The 22,005-nt window shown below is 71.0% G+C and carries 21 protein-coding genes and 2 riboswitches; of the genes, 12 read left to right on the top strand and 9 right to left on the bottom strand.

All coding sequences use genetic code 11. The features are described from left to right. Positions 1-18: 18 nt before the first annotated feature. From SM418_RS30865 to SM418_RS30855, 3 genes are read right to left on the bottom strand one after another with little or no spacing between them, the layout of a single operon-like run. Positions 19-855: an MlaE family ABC transporter permease gene (locus SM418_RS30865; RefSeq protein WP_371944805.1), complete on the bottom strand. Its 837-nt coding sequence runs from the start codon at positions 853-855 to the stop codon at positions 19-21. A gap of 1 nt (position 856) precedes the next feature. Then, positions 857-1,645: an MlaE family ABC transporter permease gene (locus tag SM418_RS30860; protein WP_371944804.1), complete on the bottom strand. Its 789-nt coding sequence runs from the start codon at positions 1,643-1,645 to the stop codon at positions 857-859. A gap of 53 nt (positions 1,646-1,698) precedes the next feature. After that, positions 1,699-2,688, bottom strand: coding sequence for an ABC transporter ATP-binding protein (locus SM418_RS30855; RefSeq protein WP_371944802.1), 990 nt, complete (start codon positions 2,686-2,688; stop codon positions 1,699-1,701). Between the two features lie 474 nt (positions 2,689-3,162). Here SM418_RS30855 and SM418_RS30850 point away from each other — a divergent pair, with 474 nt between their 5' ends. Next, positions 3,163-4,365, top strand: a complete 1,203-nt coding sequence (locus SM418_RS30850) for a PucR-like N-terminal domain-containing protein (RefSeq protein ID WP_371944800.1) — start codon at positions 3,163-3,165, stop codon at positions 4,363-4,365. A 116-nt stretch (positions 4,366-4,481) separates the two neighbouring features. Next, a complete protein-coding gene (locus SM418_RS30845; protein WP_371944799.1) occupies positions 4,482-5,129 on the top strand; it encodes a TetR/AcrR family transcriptional regulator in 648 nt (215 codons plus the stop codon). 155 nt (positions 5,130-5,284) lie between these two features. Here the strand turns inward: SM418_RS30845 and SM418_RS30840 are convergent, their stop codons facing one another. Both SM418_RS30840 and SM418_RS30835 read right to left on the bottom strand, forming a co-directional pair. Next, entirely contained in the window at positions 5,285-5,665 is a 381-nt protein-coding gene (locus tag SM418_RS30840; protein WP_371944797.1) for a nitroreductase family deazaflavin-dependent oxidoreductase, read from the bottom strand. Between the two features lie 84 nt (positions 5,666-5,749). Then, entirely contained in the window at positions 5,750-7,213 is a 1,464-nt protein-coding gene (locus SM418_RS30835) for a flavin-containing monooxygenase (protein WP_371944795.1), read from the bottom strand. Positions 7,214-7,297: 84 nt separating this feature from the next. Here SM418_RS30835 and SM418_RS30830 point away from each other — a divergent pair, with 84 nt between their 5' ends. Beyond that, positions 7,298-7,960, top strand: coding sequence for a TetR/AcrR family transcriptional regulator (locus tag SM418_RS30830; protein WP_371944794.1), 663 nt, complete (start codon positions 7,298-7,300; stop codon positions 7,958-7,960). On the opposite strand, the gene SM418_RS30825 is transcribed toward SM418_RS30830, so the two are convergent. Beyond that, on the bottom strand, positions 7,896-8,573 hold the full coding sequence (locus SM418_RS30825) for a TetR/AcrR family transcriptional regulator (RefSeq protein WP_371944792.1): 678 nt from the start codon (positions 8,571-8,573) through the stop codon (positions 7,896-7,898). The two genes, SM418_RS30830 and SM418_RS30825, sit on opposite strands and share 65 nt — an antisense overlap. Positions 8,574-8,710: 137 nt before the next feature. On the opposite strand from SM418_RS30825, the gene SM418_RS30820 reads away from it, so the two are divergent. The 3 genes from SM418_RS30820 to SM418_RS30810 are packed head-to-tail and all read left to right on the top strand — an operon-like array spanning position 8,711 to position 11,775. Beyond that, complete coding sequence (locus SM418_RS30820; RefSeq protein ID WP_371944790.1) at positions 8,711-9,817, top strand: ferritin-like domain-containing protein; 1,107 nt, start codon at positions 8,711-8,713, stop codon at positions 9,815-9,817. A gap of 41 nt (positions 9,818-9,858) precedes the next feature. Then, positions 9,859-10,722, top strand: a complete 864-nt coding sequence (locus SM418_RS30815; RefSeq protein ID WP_371944789.1) for an SDR family NAD(P)-dependent oxidoreductase — start codon at positions 9,859-9,861, stop codon at positions 10,720-10,722. 51 nt (positions 10,723-10,773) lie between these two features. Continuing rightward, entirely contained in the window at positions 10,774-11,775 is a 1,002-nt protein-coding gene (locus SM418_RS30810) for an AurF N-oxygenase family protein (protein WP_371944787.1), read from the top strand. 334 nt (positions 11,776-12,109) lie between these two features. Here SM418_RS30810 and SM418_RS30805 read toward each other — a convergent pair whose 3' ends face one another. Next, the gene (locus tag SM418_RS30805; RefSeq protein WP_371944785.1) at positions 12,110-12,859 is read right to left on the bottom strand and encodes a hypothetical protein; all 750 of its coding nucleotides are present in this window, start codon (positions 12,857-12,859) and stop codon (positions 12,110-12,112) included. A 123-nt stretch (positions 12,860-12,982) separates the two neighbouring features. On the opposite strand from SM418_RS30805, the gene SM418_RS30800 reads away from it, so the two are divergent. Next, positions 12,983-14,509 carry an ATP-dependent DNA ligase gene (locus tag SM418_RS30800; RefSeq protein WP_371944784.1) on the top strand — a complete coding sequence of 509 codons (1,527 nt, stop codon included), beginning with the start codon at positions 12,983-12,985 and terminating at the stop codon, positions 14,507-14,509. Between the two features lie 89 nt (positions 14,510-14,598). Here SM418_RS30800 and SM418_RS30795 read toward each other — a convergent pair whose 3' ends face one another. Next, complete coding sequence (locus tag SM418_RS30795; RefSeq protein WP_371944782.1) at positions 14,599-15,774, bottom strand: hypothetical protein; 1,176 nt, start codon at positions 15,772-15,774, stop codon at positions 14,599-14,601. An 88-nt stretch (positions 15,775-15,862) separates the two neighbouring features. Between SM418_RS30795 and cds1 the strand changes: the two genes are divergently transcribed. Beyond that, positions 15,863-16,960, top strand: coding sequence for an L-cysteine desulfhydrase Cds1 (cds1, locus tag SM418_RS30790; protein ID WP_371944780.1), 1,098 nt, complete (start codon positions 15,863-15,865; stop codon positions 16,958-16,960). Here cds1 and SM418_RS30785 read toward each other — a convergent pair. Next, positions 16,950-18,248: a M50 family metallopeptidase gene (locus SM418_RS30785; RefSeq protein ID WP_371944778.1), complete on the bottom strand. Its 1,299-nt coding sequence runs from the start codon at positions 18,246-18,248 to the stop codon at positions 16,950-16,952. The genes cds1 and SM418_RS30785 overlap by 11 nt on opposite strands. Positions 18,249-18,457: 209 nt before the next feature. On the opposite strand from SM418_RS30785, the gene SM418_RS30780 reads away from it, so the two are divergent. The 4 genes from SM418_RS30780 (at position 18,458) to glyA (ending at position 21,982) form a co-directional block, all read left to right on the top strand. Continuing rightward, positions 18,458-18,832 (top strand): hypothetical protein, encoded by a 375-nt coding sequence (locus SM418_RS30780; protein ID WP_371944776.1) that lies wholly within the window; start codon positions 18,458-18,460, stop codon positions 18,830-18,832. 61 nt (positions 18,833-18,893) lie between these two features. Further along, positions 18,894-18,989, top strand: a riboswitch (glycine riboswitch). A gap of 4 nt (positions 18,990-18,993) precedes the next feature. Beyond that, a riboswitch (glycine riboswitch) is annotated at positions 18,994-19,080 on the top strand. 73 nt (positions 19,081-19,153) lie between these two features. Further along, positions 19,154-20,278 carry a glycine cleavage system aminomethyltransferase GcvT gene (gene gcvT, locus SM418_RS30775; protein ID WP_371944774.1) on the top strand — a complete coding sequence of 375 codons (1,125 nt, stop codon included), beginning with the start codon at positions 19,154-19,156 and terminating at the stop codon, positions 20,276-20,278. Positions 20,279-20,339: 61 nt separating this feature from the next. Further along, positions 20,340-20,729 carry a glycine cleavage system protein GcvH gene (gene gcvH / locus SM418_RS30770; RefSeq protein WP_371944772.1) on the top strand — a complete coding sequence of 130 codons (390 nt, stop codon included), beginning with the start codon at positions 20,340-20,342 and terminating at the stop codon, positions 20,727-20,729. Continuing rightward, positions 20,726-21,982, top strand: coding sequence for a serine hydroxymethyltransferase (gene glyA, locus SM418_RS30765; protein ID WP_371944770.1), 1,257 nt, complete (start codon positions 20,726-20,728; stop codon positions 21,980-21,982). Before gcvH ends, glyA begins: the two co-directional genes overlap by 4 nt. Positions 21,983-22,005: the final 23 nt, after the last annotated feature.

Here is a 22,005-nt window from a genome sequence, read left to right as displayed (position 1 = left end):
TGTCAGCTCAACCCCATGTCAGCCCGTCACCTTCACCGTCGTCGTCGCGCCCCAGATGGCGAGACTGGCGAAGAAGTCCGTCACGCTGATCAGCACGATCGCGGTGCGGACCGCGCGGCCGACGGCGACGCCCACGCCGGCGGGGCCGCCGACCGCGCGGTAGCCGTAGTAGCAGTGCGCGAGCACCACCATCACGCTGAAGATCAGCACCTTGGCGAACGAGAGCAGCACGTCCTCGGGCGCGAGGAAGATGTTGAAGTAGTGGTCGTAGGTGCCGGCCGACTGCCCGTTGAACCACAGCGTCACCTGTCTGGACGCCAGGTAGGAGCTGAGCAGCCCGATGCCGTACAGCGGGACGATCGCGACGGTGCCCGCGATGATCCGGGTGGTGACCAGGTAGGGCACCGACTGGATGCCCATGCCCTCCAGCGCGTCGATCTCCTCGTTGATCCGCATCGCGCCGAGCTGCGCGGTGAAGCCCGCGCCGACCGTCGCCGACAGCGCCAGCCCGGACACCAGCGGCGCGATCTCGCGGGTGTTGAAGTACGCCGACACGAACCCGGTGAACGCCGCCGACCCGATCTGGTCGAGCGCGGCGTAGCCGGACAGGCCGACGACGACGCCGGTGAACACCGTCATGCCGATCATCACGCCGACGGTGCCGCCGATGACGGCGAGCGCGCCGCTGCCGAACGCGACCTCGCCGAGCAGCCGCAACGACTCGCGCAGGTAGCGGCGGAGCGCGCGCGGCGTCCACAGCAGCGCCCGGACGTAGAAGCCGAGCTGGTCGCCGGGCTGGTCCAGCCAGGAGACGAGCTTCACCGGCCGGAGGCGGCGAGCCCCGGGGACCGCCATGTCACGCTCCCTTCGGGGGGACGACCTGCAGGTAGATGGCGGTCAGCACGAGGTTGACGAAGAACAGCATCAGGAACGTGATGACGACCGACTGGTTGACCGCGTCCCCGACGCCCTTCGGGCCGGGGCTCGGGTTCAGGCCGCGGTAGGCGGCCACGACCCCGGCGATGAACCCGAAGATCAGCGCCTTGAACTCGCCGATGTACAGGTCGGGCAGCTGCGCGAGCGCGGAGAACGAGGCGAGGTAGGCGCCGGGCGTCCCGTCCTGCAGCAGCACGTTGAAGAAGTAGCCGCCCGCGACGCCGACGACGGAGACGAGGCCGTTCAGCAGCACCGCGACCGCCATGCAGGCGAGGACCCGGGGGACGACGAGGCGCTGGATGGGCGAGACGCCCATCACCTCCATCGCGTCCATCTCCTCGCGGATCGTCCGGGAGCCGAGGTCGGCGCAGATCGCCGACCCCGCCGCGCCGGAGATCAGCAGCGCCACGATCAGCGGGCTCGCCTGCTGCACGACGGCGAGGACGCTCGCGCCGCCGGTCAGCGACTGCGCGCCGAGCTGCTTGGCGAGCGACCCGACCTGCAGCGAGATGACCGCGCCGAACGGGATGGACACGAGCGCGGTCGGCAGGATCGACACCGACGCGATGAACCAGAACTGCTGGATCAGCTCGCGGAGCTGGAACGGGCGCCGGAACGACAGCGCCAGCACCGTCCCGGCGAGCGCGAACAGCCGTCCGGTCTGGCGCAGCGCGCCGGCGCCGGGGACGGCGGTGTCAGGTGCCGCCACGCGCGTCTCCTTCCACTGGCACGCGCGCGTCGCCGCGCCGTGCGGTCGGGTCGTCAGTTCGCGCCATGGAAGCCGCCTTCCTGCGCGTGCCTGCGGTTGGCGAAGATCGCCTGCTGCGCCTGGTAGGAGAGCCGCGGCAGCATCTCGTCGACGCGCCGCGCGTGCCGCTGCTCGCCCTGCCGGGGCGGCATCCCCGGCGTCGGGCGCAGCTGCGGCGGGATCTCCAGGGTGCGGTGGGTGCGCATCGGGCCGGCGGCCTCGGCGGCGAGCAGCGCGGCGTCCTTCTCCTCCGACATGCCGATCGGGCCCTGCGTGTCGCCGTGCAGGAACTGCAGGACGGCCGGCTCCTCGCTGGTCAGCAGCGCCTCGCGGGGGCCGAACGCGATGAGGTCGCGGCGGTAGAGCATCCCGATGTTGTCCGGGACGGTCGCGGCGATGTCGATGTTGTGCGTGACGATCAGCATCGTCGCGTCGATCCGCGCGTTCACGTCGATCAGCAGCTGGGAGATGTGCGCGGTGCGGACGGGGTCCAGGCCGGAGTCGGGCTCGTCGCAGAGGATGATCTCCGGGTCGAGGACGAGCGCGCGGGCGAGGCCGGCGCGCTTGCGCATGCCGCCGGAGATCTGGCCGGGGAGCTTGCGCTCCTCGCCGCCGAGGCCGACCATCTCCATCCGCTCCATCACGATCCGCCGGATCTCGGACTCCTTCTTGCGGGTGTGCTCGCGGAGCGGGAACGCGATGTTGTCGAACAGCGGCAGGGAGCCGAAGAGGGCGCCGTCCTGGAACATCAGGCCGAACCGCTTGCGGGCCTCGAACACGTCGCGGTCGCGGTCGTTGACCATGTCGACGCCGTCGATGAGGACCCTGCCCTCCTCGGGTTTGAGCAGCCCCACGAGCGACTTGAGGAAGACGGTCTTGCCGGTGCCGGACGGGCCGAGCAGCACGCTCACCTCGCCGGGGGGAAGGCGGAGGGTGACATCGCGCCAGATCGTCTGCCGGCCGAAGACTTTGGTCAGACCCTCGACGACGACTTCAATTCCCACGACACCACCACTCGCGCTAGGAAGGAGGTTTCGAGGACATTACGGCCCGGTAGACGGGATATTCAATAGAGGTTCGGGGGGTCTACGGCACAATTCGATAAATGGTTGGCCGAATTTGTCACCGACTTAGTCTTCGATCTCGGTCAACCCGTCGCCGGTGACTACCGTCGGGTAACATGGCGATGGACGGCGCCGCGCCGGCCCGGCCGGGGCGCCAGATTTGTCACCGGCCCAGCAACCGAACGGCATTCTTGTCACATCGCGCGCAAACCGGCGCCGCCGCGGGGCCGATCGAGCCGGAGCCCCTTGCCAGCCGGGACTGGCGACTTTATGTTCGCGGTGTTCTCGATCCCGTCCAGGGCGTTCGCTTCCCACCCCAGCACCACCCCCATCCGGCGCCACCGCCTCCGCCGGGACGGCGGCCCGGCACCCGGTCGGCTCGATGCGGAGGTTTCCTTTACCATGGCGCAGGCATTGGAATTGTCCGAACACGACCGGAGTCAGACTGACTTCCAGGATTTCCTCGGCCTGCTGCGCGCGGAACTGTCAGACGTCACGAACGAGATCGTCACGGAGATCAGGCAGGGCATTCCGGAGTACGACCGGCCCGACCCCGCCTACGAGCAGACCCTCCGGCTCTGCGCCGACATCCTGCTGCCGACCTTCCTGGACCGCGTCGCCGACCCGGACGCCTCCACCGCCCAGCGCGACGAGACCTGCCGCGCCCTCGGGCGCTTCGAGGCCATCGAGGGCCGCACCCTCGACCACCTCCAGGCCGCGGCCCGGATCGCCTTCCACGTCGCGTGGCGCCGGACGGCCATCGTCGCCGAGCGCGAGCAGGTCCCCACCTCCGTCGTGGCCACCGCCGTCGACGCCATGCTCATCTACCTCGAAGAGTCCGTCGCCCAGGCCCGCCTCGGCTACCAGCAGGCCACCGGCCACGCCGACGTGCGCCGCCGCGAGGAGCGGCGCCGGCTGCTGCACCTGATCCTGCAGCGGCCCGCCGTCGTCCCCGAGGCCATCGAGGACCTCGCCAAGGCCACCGGCTGGTGGCCGCTGCCCGCGGAGGCCACCCTCGTCGCCGTCCACCCCGAGGCGCCCAGCACCCGCTCAGCGCTCGACACCGACGTCCTCACCGACTTCGACTCGGTGGAGCCCTGCCTGCTCGTCCCGGGGCCGCTCACCGCGGACCGGCTGAACATGCTGCGCGCCGCCCTGTCCGACGCCAGTTGCGTGCTCGGACTCACCCTGCCGCTGGAACGGGCCACCCACTCGCTGCGCTGGGCCCGCCGCGTCCTCAACCTCGCCGAGGAGGGCGTCATCCCGGACGGCTCCCTCATCCCCTGCCAGAACCACCTGATGACCATGTGGCTGCTGTCGGACCCGCCGCTGATCGAGGAGCTCACCCGGCGGCACCTGGAACCGCTGCGGGACGTGTCGGACGGGCAGCGCAAGCGCCTCGTCGAGACGCTCGCCGAGTCGGTCACCACCCGGGCGACCGCCGTCGACATCGGCGAACGGCTCAAGATCCACCCGCAGACCGTCCGGTACCGGCTCCGCCAGCTGGAGGGCTACCTCGGCGACAGCCTCGAAGACGCCGACGCCCGGTTCTCCCTCGACGCCACCCTCCGCGCCGCCAGCCTGTACGGGCGCCGCAGGCGCCGCCGGAAGGCGTGACCGCGGCGAGATCGGCTCCCGCGTGGCACGAGTGACGTTTTGTGTCACACGGGACGGCATGGACCGTTATCCTGACGTCCTGGTTACCGGTTCCTGACGGAAAGTCGAACGAGTCCATGCCGACGTCGACCTGGTTCCGCCTCAATGTCGCCAAGCGCGAGCGGGTGCTCGAGGTGGCGATGCGCGAATTCGGGGAGCACGGTTACTCGACCGGCAGCCTGAACACCATCGCGCGCGAGGCCGGCATCGCCAAGGGCTCGCTGTTCCAGTACTTCAGCGACAAGCTGGAGTTCTTCGCGTTCGTGTGCGACGAGGCGTCCCGCCGCATCCGCGAGGAGATGGAGCGCCGCATCGAGCGCGTCGACTTCGGCCAGAGCTTCGACGAGTGGCTGTTCGACGTCCTGTGCGACTGGACCGAGTACATGGCCGACCATCCGCTGGAGCGCGGGGTCACCGCGGCGACGAACTTCGAACTCGACAACGGCGTCCGGTCCGTGGTCCGCGACACCGCGAACCAGCACTACCTCCAGGTCATCCATCCGACGCTGGAGCTGTGGAAGGCGGAGGGCGCCATCCGCGAGGACGCCGACCTCGCCGTCCTCGCCACCTGGCTGATGACCCTCCTGCCGTTCCTCGCGCTGGCCCCCTACTACGACGCCCTCGACCCGATCCACGACCTGCGGGGCCGCACCCCGGCCGAGCAGCGCCCCGTGATCCGGCAGCTCGTCGCGGGCTTCCGCCCGATGTTCGCGCCCGAGAAGTAGCGCGCGCCCCGTGCCCTCTGGAGGACGACCCCCAGACCCCCGCGGGAACTCACGGACATCCTCGCGTCGCTGCGGTGTCCGTCAATGCCCTCTGGGGGACGACCCCCAGACCCCCGCGGGGACTGACGGACATCCTCGCTTCGCTGCGGTGTCCGTCAGACCTCGATCTCGGCGACCAGGACGTCCATGTAGCGGGCGGCGTAGCGGCCGGGCAGGGGGAGGTCGCCGGTCTCGGCGGCGGTCAGCACGCGCGGTCCGGTGATGCGGTGGGCGCGGCCCAGCCGTTCCACGCCGCCGCGCCCCTCGGCGAGCAGGTTGCGGACCCAGTCGGTGTCGCGCCCGTACGGAAGCCCGATGATGATCCGCCGGCCGCTGCGGAACGCCGTGACCGGCGTCCGGTACTCGCGGCCCGACCGGCGCCCCCGGTGGACGACCACCGCGAGCGGCGGCAGGTAGGGCGCGTAGACGCCCTGGATCCGGTTGGTGACCTTCTTGTTGAAGCTGAGGAGCCAGCTCGGCATCAGCGGCTTCGGCATGCCCCATGAGTAACACGTCCGGGACGCCCGCGCACGGCGTCCCGGACGATCCGGATGATCCAGACGTCCCGGACGGGACGGGCCTCAGCGGCTGAGCAGGTACTCGTCCGGGTCGGCCTTGCGGGAACCGGCCCAGAACTCGAAGGTGAAGCCCGGCCACAGGGTGCGGTTGACGCCCTTGTCGTCCAGGTACCAGCTGCTGCAGCCGCCCTCGTTCCACACGGCGCGGCGCAGCCGCTTCTGCATGCGGTCGTTGAACCGGCGCGTGGCCTCCGGCTTCGGCTCGATCGCGTCGGCGCCCGCGTCCTGGAGGAGGCGCAGGCAGCTCAGCACGTGCTGGATCTGGACCTCGATCATGAAGACGACGGAGTTGTGGCCGAGCCCGGTGTTCGGGCCGAGCAGCATGAAGAAGTTCGGCATGCCGGGGATGGTGGTGCCGCGGTGGGCCTCGATGCCGTCCGCCCAGATCTCCTGGAGCTTGGCGCCGTCCCGCCCGGTGACGCGAAGGTCGGTGAGGGCGTCGGTCACCTTGAAGCCGGTGCCGTAGACGATGCAGTCGACCTCGTACTCGCGCCCGTCCGCGGTGACGATCGAGTTCTCCCGGACCTCGGCGACCTCGGACGTCTCCACGTGCACGTTGGGACGGGCGAGCGCCGGATAGTAGTCGTTGGACAGCAGGATCCGCTTGCAGCCGATCGTGTAGTCCGGCGTCACCTTGGCGCGCAGCTCCGGGTCGGCGATCTGCCGTTCGAGGTGCCGGCGCGCGATCTTCTCCTGCGGGGTCGACAGCCGCGGGTCGACGGTGAAGCCGACGGCGCGGGCCTCGAGCGCCCAGTAGATGCCGCCGCGGAAGGCGCGGGCGGCGCCCGGCACCTTCTCGAACGCCTTGCGCACCGGCCCCGGGATCGCCACGTCGGGCTTCGGCTGGATCCACGGCGGCGTCCGCTGGAAGACGACGAGGTCGGCGGCCTGCCTGGCGACCCTCGGGACGAACTGGATCGCGGACGCGCCCGTCCCGATGACGGCGACGCGCTTGCCGGCGAGGTCGTAGGAGTGGTCCCACTCGGCGGAGTGGAACGCGGTGCCCTGGAACCGCTCGATGCCCGGCAGGTCGGGGAACGACGGGACGTGCAGGGCGCCGATGCCGGACACGACGGCCTTCGGGGTGAGGACCGTCCCGTCCGCGAGCGCCACGTTCCAGCGCTTCGCGTCGTCGTCGTACTCCATCGACTCGACGGCCGCGCCGAAGCGGATGTGGTCGCGCACGCGGTACTTGTCGGCGGTGCGCTCCATGTAGGCGCGGATCTCGGGCTGCGGCGCGAACATCCGCGTCCAGCCGGGGTTCAGCTCGAACGAGAAGGAGTACATGTGCGAGGGGACGTCGCAGGCGCACCCCGGATAGGTGTTGTCATGCCACGTCCCGCCGAGGGCCTCGCTCTTCTCCAGGACGACGAAGTCGTGGAAGCCGGACTGCTTGAGCCGGATGGCCATGCCGAGGCCGGCGAAGCCGGAGCCGATGATGACGATCGCCGGGGCACGCTCGCTCATATCCCGTTCCTCTCGCGTAACCTACTGGGAGTAAGTTACCCGGAGTAGGTTACTGACGGTAGGTCCAACAGATAGGATTCTCCTGTGAGTGGCGCCACACCGCGGCCCCCGTCCCGCCGCACGCGGATGTCCCGGGCCGCCCGCGAGCGGCAGATGCTGGACGTGGCGGAGCAGGTGTTCGGCGAGCACGGCTACCAGGCCGCCTCCATGGACGAGATCGCCGAGCGCTGCGGGGTCTCCAAGCCGATGCTCTACGAGTACTTCGGCTCCAAGGACGGCCTGCTCGTGGCGTGCGTGACCCGCTCCAAGGCGGAGCTGCTCGACGTCACCCAGAAGGCCATGGCGGCCGCCACCACCCCCGAGGACATCTTGTGGCGCGGCATGGTCGCCTACTTCTCCTTCATCGACTCGCACAGCAAGTCGTTCGCGATGCTGCTGCGCGAGCCGACGGCCGCGACCCCGCAGACCGCCGAGGCCGTCGAGGCGACCCGGCGGCAGCAGAGCACGCTGATCGCCGGGGTGCTGGCGACGTTCGCGCCGTCCGCGCCCGCCGACGTGATCGAGGCGTACACGCAGATCATCATGGGGGCGAGCGAGCGGATGGCGCTGTGGCAGACGAGCCGTCCCGACGTGTCGGCGGAGGACGCGGCCCGCTACATGACCGACTTCTGCCGGCAGGGCCTCAGCCCGTACCTGACCCCGGCCCCTCCGCGCCCCTGCGCGGAAGCGCCTCGAGAGCCGCGATGAGCAGGTCGAGGCCGAACTCGAAGTCGGTCTCGGGGTCGTGCGCGGCCAGTTCGGGGCCGTAGGCGATAACGTGCCGGAACGCCACCGGGTCGAGATGGTTCCACGACTTGGCGCCCGTCTCGGCCAGATGCCCGAGCATCTTCTCCATGCCGAACTCGCGCATCTGCGCGCCGATCGCGTAGGCGAGCAGCGCCCGCATGATGCGCACGGCGGTGCCGCCGTCGAAGCCCGCCGCGTCCGCGAGCGCGAGCGCGCGCTCCATCGGGCGCAGCCCCGCCGCCGAGTCGATCTTGTGGGTGAACACGATCGTCATGCAGCGCGGGTTGTCGTGCGCGACCTTGCGGAACGCGCGGACGAGGGCGCGCGCACCGTCCTGCCAGGGCGCGGCCGGGTCGTCCTGCAGATCGAGGCCGGCGACGATGTGCTCCGCCACGCCCTCCAGCAGCGCGGTCTTGTTCGGGACGTGGTTGTAGAGCGACATCACGGCGACGTCCAGCTCGGCGGCGACCCGGCGCATGGACAGCGCGTCCGCGCCCTCCCGCTCGATCAGCGCGACCGCCGCGTCGACGATGCGGTCACGGGTCAGCGCGGGACGCGGAGTGTCGGAGGTCACATGCCGCACCATAGCGCCCGGCTCCTTCCCGCCGTCGACACCCTTCCCGCCGTTGACACCGGTAAGTGCCCCATGACAATGTACGTACATTGTACGTGAGACGTACACCGTACGTCCGCGCTCGGGGAGGAGTGCCCTTGCCCACTCACGACCTTTACACCGAGCCCGTCCCGGCCGGGACCTGGAACGTGCCGCCGGCCGGCGACACCAGGTTCACCTGGGAGTACGACGACGGCCGGGACCGCCTCCTCGCCCTCTACCAGAAGGGCAAGGACAAGCAGTGGGACTCCGCCAAGCGCATCGACTGGGACCTTGAGGTCGACCCGCACGACGTCCTCGGCGTCCCCGACCAGTCCCTCGCCATCTACGGGACGAAGTACTGGGACAAGATGTCGGAAAAGGAGCGCGGCGAGCTGCGCCGGCACTCCACGTCCTGGCAGTTCTCCCAGTTCGTGCACGGCGAGCAGGGCGCGATGGTCACCGCCGCCCGCATCGTCGAGACGGTCCCCGACCTCGACTCCAAGTTCTACTCCGCCACCCAGACGATGGACGAGGCGCGCCACGTCGAGCTGTTCACCCGGTTCCTGCACGAGAAGGTCGGGATGGTCTACCCGATCAACACCAAGCTGCAGGACCTGCTGAACGAGACCCTCACCGACTCCCGCTGGGACATGCCCTACCTCGGCATGCAGGTGCTCATCGAGGGGCTCGCGCTCGCCGCGTTCGGCGTCATGCGCGACATCACCACCAAGCCGCTGCCCAAGCAGATCCTCGCCTACGTCATGCAGGACGAGGCGCGCCACGTCGCGTTCGGCCGCCTCGCGCTGCGCGACTACTACAGGCAGCTCTCGCCGGCCGAGCTCAGCGAGCGCGAGGACTTCGTCATCGAGGGCTGCTACCTCATGCGCGACCGCATCCGCGGCCGGGAGATCTGGACGAACTTCGGCATCGACCCGGCCGAGGTCGACGAGCTGATCGAGAACTCGCCGTACATGCGGATGTTCCAGAGTCTGCTGTTCAGCCGCATCGTCCCGTGCGTCAAGGACATCGGGCTGTGGAGCGAGCGCATCCAGCAGGTCTACGACGACATGGGCGTCCTCGACATGTCCAAGGCCGACCTGGACGCCCTCATGAACCAGGACGAGGAGATCGCCGAGAAGCTCGACGCCGAGCGCTTCGCCGCCGAGGAGGCCGCCCGCAGGGCCGAGGTCGACGCCGTCATCGCCGACGCCGCGGCGGGCTGAGTACGTTTGGATCATTCGATCCGCACACCTCGGAGGTCTGGATGCCACTCGCCCATTTCGATGGAGCGCTCGCCGTCGTCACCGGAGCCGGCAGCGGGATCGGCCGGGCCATCGCCCTCGCCCTGGCCGAGAGCGGCGCGAGCGTCATCGCCGCCGACATCGACCTGCCCGCCGCGGAGCGGACCGTCACCCGCGCCAAGACGGTCGGGGCGGGCGGCGCCGCCTACCAGGTGGACGTGGCCGACGCCGGCGCGATGGAGGCGTTCGCCGCCGAGGTGAAGGACGCGCACCGCGTCCCCGACATCGTCGTCAACAACGCCGGCATCGCGCTCGCCGGCCCGTTCCTCGACACCGAGCTGGACGACTGGCACCGCATCGTCGACGTCAACCTGTGGGGCGTCATCCACGGCTGCCGGCTGTTCGGCAGGCAGATGCGCGACCGCGTCGCCGCCCTGCCCAACAAGCCCGACAAGCCGAACCTCGGCGGCCACATCGTCAACATCTCCTCCGCCTCCGCGTTCGCGCCGTGGCGCGCGATGCCCGCCTACTGCACGACGAAGGCGGCCGTCCTGATGCTCAGCGAGTCCCTGCGCGCGGAACTCGCGGGCCACCGCATCGGCGTCACCGCCGTCTGCCCCGGCTTTGTCAGCACCGACCTCGTCAAGAACGGAAGCTTCGTCGAGGGGGACACCGCCGCCCCCGGGAAGCTGCGGCAGCGCGGCCAGCAGGCCATCCAGCTCCGCAACTACCCGCCGGAGAAGGTCGCCGAGCGGGTCGTCCACGCCATCGTCAAGAACAAGCCCGTGGTCCCGGTCAACTTCGAGGGCCACCTCCTGCACGCCCTCTCCAGGGTCTCCCCCGCGACCCTGCGACTCCTCGCCAGAATCCCGACCCCCCAGGGCTGACCCTTCGCCGGGCGCGGCCCCCGAAACTCCATGCACTGAGGTGAAGGATCCATGCCCCCCGAAGTTCTGGCCTCCGAAGTTCCGGCCTCCGAAGTTCCGGCGAGCGACGGCCGTCCGCGCAACTGGACGGCCGTCGTCCGCTGCGAGGACGGCGATCACACGCTGGCGCTGACCCACCGGGAGGTGGTCGCCGAACGGCTGCTGCGGACGTCCCGCAAGCACTCGTTCGACCCCGACGTGGACGTCGACTGGGCCGCCCCGCAGGACCCGGACATGTTCTACGCTCCGCCGCGGCTCGTGTCGATCTACGAGACGCCGCTGTGGGACGGGCTGACGCACCGGCAGCGGGTGGAGCTCACCAAGCGGGAGATGTGCAGCATCGCCTCGTTCGGCATCTGGTCGGAGCTGCTGCTGATGCAGGCGCTGGTCATGCACGCCTACCGGCACCGCTACGACACCGACCACGTGGCGTACGCGCTGACGGAGATCGCGGACGAGTGCCGGCACTCCAAGATGTTCGCCCGGATGGTGCGCGAGTGCGGGCTGCGCACGCACCGGCCGCGCGCGCTGGAGTTCCACTTCGCGAAGCTGTTCGGCGCCGTGTACGACCCGCTGCCGAAGTTCGCCGGGACGCTGGTCGTGGAGGAGCTCACCGACGCCTTCCAGCGGCTGACGTTCCCGGACGAGGACGTCCAGCCGATGATCCGGCAGGTCACCCGGATCCACGTGATCGAGGAGGCGCGGCACATCAAGTACGCCCGCGAGGAGCTGAAGCGCCTGGTCGCGGAGATCCCGGCGGTCCGGCGGCGGGCGGTGGCCTACGGCATGGCGCAGGCGACGCGGGTCATGGCCGGGCAGGTGATCCACCCGTCCTGCTACACGGCGGTGGGGCTGGATCCCAAGCTGGCGCGGCGGGTGGCGGCGCGCAGCCCGCACCGGCGCGCGACGCTGGCGTGGGCGTTCCGGAAGTGCACCGCGTTCTTCGACGAGGTCGGCCTCCTGGACGGACGGGCCCGTGACGTGTGGATTCGCGCGGGTCTCCTGGAACGGTAACAGGTTCCACCCGACCGCCATTTATCTTGATGTCGAAACGCTTTTTAGAAAACAGTTCTTGAATGCCGGTCGGCGGTCCGGGCGAGGAGACCAAAAGGGCCGCGGAGCGGGGTCCACTCCGCGGCCCATCGGCTGACGGGGCGCCTGCCTGGGGTTATCTCACCCAGGACACTCCAACCGATTGCACGGTCACGTCGTCGACCTCCTCCTCACAAGCGTTCCCAGCACACCGATCACATGCCTGGCGCGGGAGCATGATCGGTATACCGCCTCCCCTTTACCGCATCACCCTAAAGGGGTTGACAGAAAATACGCCACGATCGGCCGAATCAGGTCAGAAATCATTAAGCGCGGTGAACACTTCGCGGGCGGCCGCGGTCGCCTTGGCCAGGCACGCGCGCTCCCGCTCCGCCTGCTCGCCCTTCGCCGGCGCCTGCTCGCTGTAGCTGACCGTGAAGACCGCGTTGCGGACCCGGGCCGTGACCTGCCCGACCACCGTCGGCTGGCCCTCGTCGGCCTTGAACCAGCGGTACGCCTCGTCCCCCACGCCGCCCTGGCGCTCCAGCGCGATCGTCCGGGCGAGCGGGGCCTCGTGCGCCTGCGCCCACTGCGCGTCGTAGTAGCTCTCGGCGTCCCGCACCGGGGTCGCGGTGTTGGCGGCCGTGTACAGCCGCGTCTCGACCCGCAGCCAGCGGAACGCCGACCCGGTCGAGGTGTAGGTGCACGTGGTGAGCGTCGAGTTCGCGCTCTCCAGCTTCCGCGCCTTCGGGATGGCCTTCGCGACGGTGCCCTCCGAGACCGTCCCGCACGGCGACGGCAGGGCGCGGACCATCTGCTGCGCCGGCTCTGAGGACGGGACCGACGACGGGGTCTGCGGCTCGCTCCCGCGCGGCGTCACCGCGGCCCGGTCGGTGCCGGCCTCGTCCTCGCCGGGGACGATCAGGAAGACCGCGACCGCCGCCCCGGCGAACGCGGCGACCGCCACCAGCACCGCCAGCAGCCGCTTCGGCCGCCGCGCCGGAGACGGCGGCTCCGGCCCGGCGTACGGCCGGTGGAACGGTTCGACCGGACGCTGCAGCCCCACGTCCCGCTCCTCACTTCCCCGTCGTGTCATGGCCCGCCCTCCCGTCAACGTAGTCAGGCGCGCCACCCGTGACCAGGCCCCCCGACGGTGCGGATCGTCAGACCCCGGAGCCACACTGGAGGGGTGCTGATCGCAGACATCGCGCGGACGTCGGGGACGGTGGCGGGCACCTCGGGCCGGAAGGCCAAGGTAACCGCGCTCGCCGAGTGCCTGCGCCGGGCCGACCCCGGCGAGGCCGCCATCGTGGTCGCCTACCTGTCGGGTGAGCTGCCGCAACGCCAGATCGGAGTCGGTTACGCCGCCTTGCGGGACGTCCCGCCGCCCGCCGCAGAACCGTCCCTCACCGTCCCGGAGGTCGACGCGGCGTTCACCGGGATCGGCGCCGTCTCCGGCCCCGGCTCGGTCGCCCGGCGCCGCGAACTCCTCGCGGCGCTGCTCGGCCGCGCCACCCGTCCCGAGCAGGACTTCCTCGTCCGGCTGCTGGCGGGCGAGCTGCGCCAGGGCGCGCTGGACGGGGTGATGGCCGAGGCGATCGCGGCGGCGGCCGAGGTGAAGCCCGCCGAGGTGCGGCGCGCGGTCATGCTGCGCGGATCGCTCGGCCCGGTCGCCACCGCCGCCCTCGCCGACGGCGTCGCCGGCCTGCGCGCCTTCACCCTGGAGGTCGGCCGGCCGATCAAGCCGATGCTGGCCGCGGCGGCGCCGTCCATCGACGAGGCGTTCGGCAAGCTCAAGGCGGAGGCGGCGGTCGAGTGGAAGCTCGACGGCATCCGCGCCCAGGTGCACGTGTCCGGCGGCGGCGTGCGCGTCTTCACCCGCACCCTGGACGAGATCACCTCCCGCCTGCCCGAGGTCGTCGAGGCGGTGCGGGAGCTGCCCGTCCGCGAGGCCGTCTTCGACGGCGAGCTGATCGCCCTGCGCCCGGACGGCCGTCCCCACCCCTTCCAGGTGACCGCCGCCCGAACCGCCACCCGCACCGCCAGGAACACCGCCCCCGTCCCCCTCAGCGTCTTCCTCTTCGACGTCCTCCACCTCGACGGCGCCGACCTGCTCGACGCGCCGGGGGCCGAGCGGAACGCCGCCCTGGTCCGGGTCGTGCCGGAGGAGCTGCGCATGCCCCGGGTGGTCACCGCGGACGCCGCGCGGGCCAAGGAGGTCTTCGACGAGGCCGTCGCGCGGAGCCACGAGGGCGTCGTGGTCAAGTCGCTCGACACCCCGTACACGGCGGGGCGGCGCGGCGCGGGATGGATCAAGGTCAAGCCCCGGCACACCCTCGACCTCGTCGTCCTCGCCGTGGAGTGGGGGCACGGGCGCCGCCGGGGGTTGCTGTCCAACCTGCATCTGGGCGCCCGCGATCCCGGGACCGGCGGGTTCGTCATGCTCGGCAAGACGTTCAAGGGGCTCACCGACGAGCTGCTCGCCTGGCAGACCGAGCGGCTCCGCGAGCTGGCCGTCCGGGAGGACGACTGGACGGTGCACGTCCGTCCCGAACTGGTCGTCGAGATCGCGTTCGACGGCGTCCAGCACAGCCCCCGCTACCCCGGCGGCATCGCGCTGCGGTTCGCGCGGGTGCTGCGGTACCGGCCCGACAAGTCCGCCGCCGAGGCCGACACGATCGACACCGTCCGCGCCGTGGCCCCGGTCATGGACTGACCGGTACGGACCGACCGGTCACGGACCGACCGGCACGGACCGACCGGCACGGACCGACCGGCACGGACCGACCGGTCACGGACCGACCGTCAGGGCGGGTCGTCGGGCTTGGGGGTCGCCGTCTCGCCGAGCGGGGCCGGGTCCGCGGGCGGGAGCCGCCCGCCGGGGCGGAAGCCCGGCAGGAACTCCTCGCGGGGGCGGGCCCGTCTCGCGGCGGCGCGGGCCCGCATCCGGGACGCCGCCCGGCTGGGGACCCGGGGCGGGATGCGGGCGGCGACGCCGCGACGGCTCCCGCGTTCGTCCGCGCGGGCGGCCCCGTCCTCCGCCCGTGCGGCTCCGGCGCGGGCGGCCGCCCGGCGCGCTGCACGGCGCGCCGCGCGGCGTTCGGCCCTGCGCTCCGCGCGGGCCGCGGCCTTGCGCGCCGCATGGGCGGTCGCCCGGCGCTCAGCGCGCACCAGACCGCGTCGGCGGGCGCGCTCGGCGGCGCCGGCGCGGCGTTGCAGCAGCTCGGGCGGGATGAGGTCGTGCCGTCCCGCGATGAACTCCTGAACCCAGATCTTGCCGCGGATCAGCGGCCTGCGGAACTGCCGCTCGCGCCGGACGGCCCGCTGGTAGCGGCGCGAGTCCGGGCCGTAGCGCCAGCGCGACCACGGCGAGCCGGGCCGCGCCACCCGGATCGCGCCGACGATCAGCAGCGCGGGCACGAACAGGCCGATGAGCCCCGTCCAGATCTTGCCCTTGAGCAGCGTCACCACCGCGAAGACGAGGTTGACGACCAGGGACACCACGTAGACGCGGGTCAGGATGCCGGTGCCGGGGTCGGGCGCGATGCCCTCGTAGCCGAGCGGGCGGATGCCGAGCAGCAGCAGCCCCGTCACCGCGATCGCGACGAACACGGCGTCGACGGACGCGCGGCCCTTCTCCGTCCAGTACACGTCGCTGAGGTGCAGGATCAGCGCGAACTCGTCCAGGACGAGGGCGGAGCCCATGCCGAACACGACGGCCGCCGCCACGGTGAGGCCGGTGTAGGCGTCCGGGACGGCGAGGCTCCCGATCCCACCCGCCAGCATCAGCACCACGCCGAACACGACATGGTGGATGTGCACGTCACCTGCGGTCACGTTGCGGAACCACCAGCGCGCGTCCGCCCGGATCAGCCGGACGTTCACCCGCGTCAGCACGAAAGTGACCAGGAACGCCACGAAGAAGCCGAACAGCGGAAGCCGCCCGGTCGCCACGATCCGCTCGTCGAACATTTCGATCATCTGCCCCCCGCTGCCTCCATGATGCACTGTGACATGCGCGGATATCGTGGGACCCGGCCGGTCAGCGACGATCGAGGAGAGCACCGCCGTGAGCCGCACCGTGGACCGCTGCGACCCCGGGTACCGGGCCTGGATCGCCGAGGCGATCCGGTTGGTCGACGCCGACGCCAACCGCAGCGCCGACACGCACCTGCACGTCTTCCCACTGCCGCCGGAATGGGGCATCGACCTGTACCTGAAGGACGAGTCCGTCCACCCGACGGGTTCGCTGAAACACCGGCTCGCCCGGTCGCTGTTCCTGTACGGGCTGGCGAACGGCTGGATCCGGCAGGACACGACGATCATCGAGGCGTCCAGCGGGTCGACGGCGGTGTCGGAGGCGTACTTCGCGCGGCTGCTCGGCCTCGCGTTCGTCGCGGTGATGCCCGCCTCGACCAGCCCGGAGAAGATCCAGCTGATCGAGTTCTACGGCGGCCGCTGCCATCTGGTGGACGACCCGTCCGCGATCTACGACGAGTCGCGGCGGCTCGCCGCCGAGTGCGGCGGGCACTTCATGGACCAGTTCACCTACGCCGAACGCGCCACGGACTGGCGCGGCAACAACAACATCGCCGAGTCGATCTTCGAGCAGATGCGGCTGGAGCGGTTCCCGGAGCCGTCCTGGATCGTGGTCGGCGCGGGCACCGGCGGGACGTCCGCGACGATCGGCCGGTACGCGCGCTACCAGCGGTTCCAGACGCGGCTCGCGGTCGTCGACCCGGAGGGCTCGGCGTTCCACGGCTCGTTCGCCGACGGCGACCCCGAGCGGACGGCGGCGGGCTCCCGGATCGAGGGCATCGGCCGTCCCCGCGTGGAGCCGTCGTTCCTGCCGACCGTCATCGACCGGATGATCCACGTGCCGGACGCGGCGTCCATCGCGGCGATGCGCTGGACGAGCGCGGTCAGCGGCCGCGACGTCGGCGGCTCGACCGGCACCAACATGTGGGGCGCGGCGGAACTGATCGCGGACATGCGGGCGCGCGGCGAGCGCGGCAGCGTCGTCACGCTGATCTGCGACAGCGGCGAACGCTACGCGGGCACCTACCGGTCGGACGCGTGGCTCGCCGAGCAGGGCCTCGACATCGCGCCCTGCCTGGCCGCGCTGGACGGCTTCCTGAAGACCGGCGAGATGCCCGCTAACCCGTGACCTTGACGGGGTTCACGAGGTCGGCGTAGATCAGCAGACCGCCCATGACGATCAGCACGACCGCCATCACGTACGTCACCGGCAGCGCCTTGGCGACGTCCACGTAGCCGGGATCCGGACGGCGGAAGATCTTCGCGAACGCCTTCTTGACCGCCTCCAGCAGCGCGCCGGCGATGTGGCCGCCGTCCAGCGGCAGCAGCGGGACGAGGTTGAACAGCCCGACCGCGAGGTTCAGCGAGCCGAGCAGCATCACGAAGAACGACACCTTCTCGGCGCTGGTGTAGTCGGCGGAGGCGGCGACCTCGCCGCCGATCCGGCTGACGCCGACGACGCCGACCGGGCCGTTCGGGTCGCGCTCATCGTCGCCGAACGCCGCGTTCCAGACCCCGACCATCTTCTGCGGCATCCGCAGCAGCGACTCGGTGGTGCGCGCGGTCAGGTCGCCCATCGTGCTCGCGACCGCGCCCGGCCCCTGCCGCTCCATCGCCTGGGTCGGCGTGATGCCGAGGAACCCGACGTTGACGATCTTGTCCTGTTCCTTCAGGTCGTACATCTGGTTGCGGGAGATCGGGACGTCCAGCCGCACGTCCCGCCCGTCCCGCCGGACGGTCATCGGGACGGTCTTCCCGCCGCCGTCGCGGATCAGCCCCCGCAGCTCGTCATAGTCGTCGATCTTCTTGCCGTCGAACGCCACGATCCGGTCGCCCGGCTTCAGCCCGGCCTGCGCGGCCGGCGTCGGCGTCGCGTTCGCCGGGCACTCCTTCACCTGCGACTGGCTCGCGGGCACCATGCACTTGAGGACCTCGCCGATCACCGGCTGGGCCTGCTTGGTGCCGATGCCCATCAGCAGGATCGCGAAGAACATCACCGAGAGCAGCAGGTTCATCGCGGGCCCGCCGAACATGATGAGCAGCTTCTGCCACCACTTCTTGGCGTAGAACACGCGGTCCTCGTCGCCGGGCCTGATCTCCTCCAGCGCGGCCCCGCGGGCCGACTCGATGAGCCCCTGCCACGGCCCGGTGCTGGCCTGCCGGATCTGCCCCGGCGCGTCCCCCTTGCGCGGCGGCAGCATCCCGATCATGCGGATGTACCCGCCGAGCGGGATCCACTTGACGCCGTACTCGGTCTCGCCCTTGCGCCTGGACCACATCGTCGGCCCGAAACCGACCATGAACTGGGTCGTCCGCACCCTGAAGAGCTTGGCGAACGAGAAGTGCCCGAGCTCGTGCAGCGCGATGGACACCAGCAGGCCGAAGAAGAGGATCAGCATTCCCGCCAGGTAGACCATCCGGCATGCCTTTCAGCTCGTAGGCCCGCGCTCACCGCGGGTGACCTCCAGCGACCACCCAAGAGTACGTGATCGACCCCCTTTCGGTTGAAGTCAACCGGGAAGCCGCACCGCGCTCCCGGGATGTCGCGCTTTTGAGGTGCGGTGCTAAGTCCGGGGTGCGGCATTGGCACGTCCTTCGCTATCCACGGGGCGCACCGCATGCGATCATGAGCCGTTCTCTCACGGAGGTATCCACGGTGAAGCGCGGTGTTGTAGCGGTGCTGGCGTCGGTGCTGGTGCTCGGCGGATGCGGCGGGTCCGACGGCGGCGCCGGGGACGAGGGCGCCGGGACGCCACCGCCCTCGCCGGGGGTTTCGGCCCCGGCTCCGGCGCCGTCCGGCAGGGCGCCCTCCCCCACGCCGGTACCGCCCCAGGTGTCGAAGGCGACCGACAGGTTCAGCGACTGCATGCACAAGCAGGGCGTGGAGCTGCCGAGCCCGAACCCGACGGTCTCGCCCGCCCGGAAGGATCTCGAAAAGATCAAGGCGGCGCTGCGGATCTGCGTGAAGTCGATGTCGGCGTCGCCGCCCCCGGCGAACTGACGGCGGACCGGCGGCGGCTGGTCGGGCGGCAAGCGCGCTGCTAGATTGGCTTTCCAGCCGTTGATCCCGTGCGGGAGAGTCCCACGCAGCCGGCGTGGGACGCCGAAGGAGCAACTCCTCCCCGGAACCTCTCAGGCCCACGGACCGCACGGACCAGGCGACCTCTGGAAAGCGGGGACAGCGTTCCCCCGCCGAAGGTGAAAGCCCGCAGGCAGGCGGGTGAAGCTCTCAGGCGCCGATGACAGAGGGGGAGGCACCGAGACGCCCGGTGCGCGAGTGGGACGATGGACCACGCGCGCCCGTGACGAAGGAGCCGAGCCCATGCCCGCCGAACCGAAGACCACACCGCTGCACGACGTCCACCGGGACCTCGGCGCGAGCATCGTCGACTTCGCCGGTTACCTGATGCCGCTGCGCTACAGGAGCGAGACCGCCGAGCACCAGGCCGTCCGCACCGGCGCCGGGCTGTTCGACCTGTCGCACATGGGAGAGATCTTCCTCTCCGGGCCGGGCGCGGGCGCCGCGCTCGACTACGCGCTGGTCGGGAACCTGTCGTCGATGCCGGTCGGCAAGGCCCGCTACACGATGATCTGCGGCCACGACGGCGGCGTCCTCGACGACCTGATCGTCTACCGGCTCGCCGACCGGGAGGCGGCGGGGAGCGCCGACGGCGGCGGGACGCCGACGTGGATGGTCGTCGCCAACGCCGCGAACGCCGCCGTCGTCCGGGACGCGCTGGTCGAGCGGGCCGCGGGCTTCGAGGCCGTCGTCGACGACCGGTCCGATTCGTACGCGCTGATCGCCCTGCAGGGCCCGCGTTCGCAGAAGATCCTCGAAGGGTTCACCGACGCGCCGCTGGCCGACCTCAAGTACTACGCGATCCTCGCCGGACGGGTCGCGGGCGTCGACGCGCTGATCGCCCGCACCGGGTACACGGGCGAGGACGGCTTCGAGCTGTTCGTGGACGCGTCCGACGCCGTACCGCTGTGGCAGGCGCTCGCCGGGGTCGACGGGGTCGTCCCGGCGGGGCTCGCGGCACGCGACTCGCTGCGCCTCGAAGCGGGCATGCCGCTGTACGGCAACGAGCTGACCGCCGAGACGACGCCGTTCGACGCAGGTCTCGGCCGGGTCGTGAAGCTGGACAAGGCGGTCGACTTCGTGGGCAAGACCGCCCTGGCGGCGCAGGCGCAGACCCCGCCGGGCCGTAGGCTCGTGGGACTGGTCGCCCGCGGGCGTCGCGCGCCGCGGAAGGGGTACCAGGTCGTCACGTCCGGCGGCACGCCGTGCGGGGTCGTGACGAGCGGCGCCCCGTCGCCCACACTGGGCAGGCCGATCGCCCTCGCCTACCTCGACAGCGGTGTCGAGGAGACGGGCCTGGCCGTGGACGTCCGCGGCCGGCCCGAGCCGGTGGACGTGGTCGACCTGCCGTTCTACAAGCGTTCCTGAAAGAAAGTCGTCCGGGGGCGTGGGGGCGCCCGGCCCCCACCATGAGAAGAGAGAAGTGATCGTGAGCGTTCCGGAGCAGCTCCGCTACAGCGAAGAGCACGAGTGGGTGTCCGGCCTCGGTGGCGAGGACGGCATCGTCACCGTCGGCATCACCGCGCACGCCGCCGACGCCCTCGGAGAGATCGTCTACCTCGAGCTGCAGCCGTCCGAGGGCGACACCGTCGAGGCGGGCGAGCCCTGCGGCGAGGTCGAGTCCACCAAGTCGGTCAGCGACCTCTACTCCCCGGTCAGCGGCGAGGTCACCGCGATCAACGCCGCCGTGGTGGACGAGCCGAAGGTCATCAACGACGACCCGTACGGCGAGGGCTGGATCTTCAAGGTGCGGATCTCCGAGGAGCCGGGCGACCTGCTCGACTCCACCGCCTACGACAAGCTGATCGAGGAATCATGAGCCTCTACGACTCCCTCGCGACGGCCGATCCGGAGGTCGCGGACGCCGTCGCCGCCGAGCTCCGCCGCCAGCAGTCCACGCTCGAGATGATCGCGTCGGAGAACTTCGCGCCGGTCTCCGTCCTGGAGGCGCAGGGCTCCGTCCTGACCAACAAGTACGCCGAGGGGTATCCGGGCAAGCGCTACTACGGCGGCTGCGAGTACGTCGACGTCACCGAGCAGCTCGCCATCGACCGGGCCAAGTCGCTGTTCGGCGCCGAGCACGCGAACGTCCAGCCGCACAGCGGCGCGCAGGCCAACACGGCGGTCTACTTCGCGCTGCTCCAGCACGGCGACACGATCCTCGGGCTCGATCTCGCGCACGGCGGCCACCTGACCCACGGGATGCGGCTGAACTACTCGGGCAAGACGCTGAACGTGGTGCCGTACCACGTCCGCGCCGAGGACGGCCTGGTCGACATGGACGAGGTCGCGTCCCTGGCGGCCGAGCACCGGCCCAAGATGATCGTGGCGGGCTGGTCGGCGTACCCGCGCCAGCTCGACTTCCCGGCGTTCCGCGAGATCGCCGACTCGGTCGGGGCGCTGCTCATGGTCGACATGGCGCACTTCGCGGGGCTGGTGGCGGCGGGCCTGCACCCCTCGCCCGTCCCGCACGCCGACATCGTCACGACGACCACGCACAAGACGCTCGGCGGCCCGCGCGGCGGCCTGATCCTCGCCCGCGAGGAGTTCGGCAAGAAGATCAACTCCGCGGTGTTCCCCGGCATGCAGGGCGGCCCGCTGGAGCACGTGATCGCCGCCAAGGCCGTCGCCCTCAAGATCGCCGCGTCGGAGGAGTTCCGCGCCCGCCAGGCCGCCACCGTCGAGGGCGCCAAGCTGCTCGCCGAGCGCCTCCTCGCCGACGACACGGCCAAGGCCGGCGTGAAGGTCCTCACCGGCGGGACGGACGTGCACCTCGTCCTGGTCGACCTCGTCGACTCCGAGCTCACCGGACGCGACGCCGAGGACCGCCTGCACGACATCGGCATCACGGTGAACCGCAACGCGGTGCCGAACGACCCGCGCCCGCCGATGGTCACGTCCGGTCTGCGGATCGGCACCCCTGCCCTCGCCACCCGCGGTTTCACCGCCGCCGACTTCGCCGAGGTCGCCGATATCATCGCGCTGGCGCTCCAGCCGTCCTCCGCGGACCTGGGGTTGGCGGCCCGGGTGCAGGCGCTCGCCGACGAGCACCCGCTCTATCCCGACCTGTGATCCCGCCGCGCCCCCTCCCCGTA

The organism is Actinomadura chokoriensis, assembly GCF_041463665.1.
In the GTDB taxonomy this organism is placed as follows: Bacteria; Actinomycetota; Actinomycetes; order Streptosporangiales; family Streptosporangiaceae; genus Spirillospora; species Spirillospora chokoriensis_A.
Note: the sequence above shows the minus strand (reverse complement) of the source record. Positions and strands in the feature narration are given on the sequence as shown.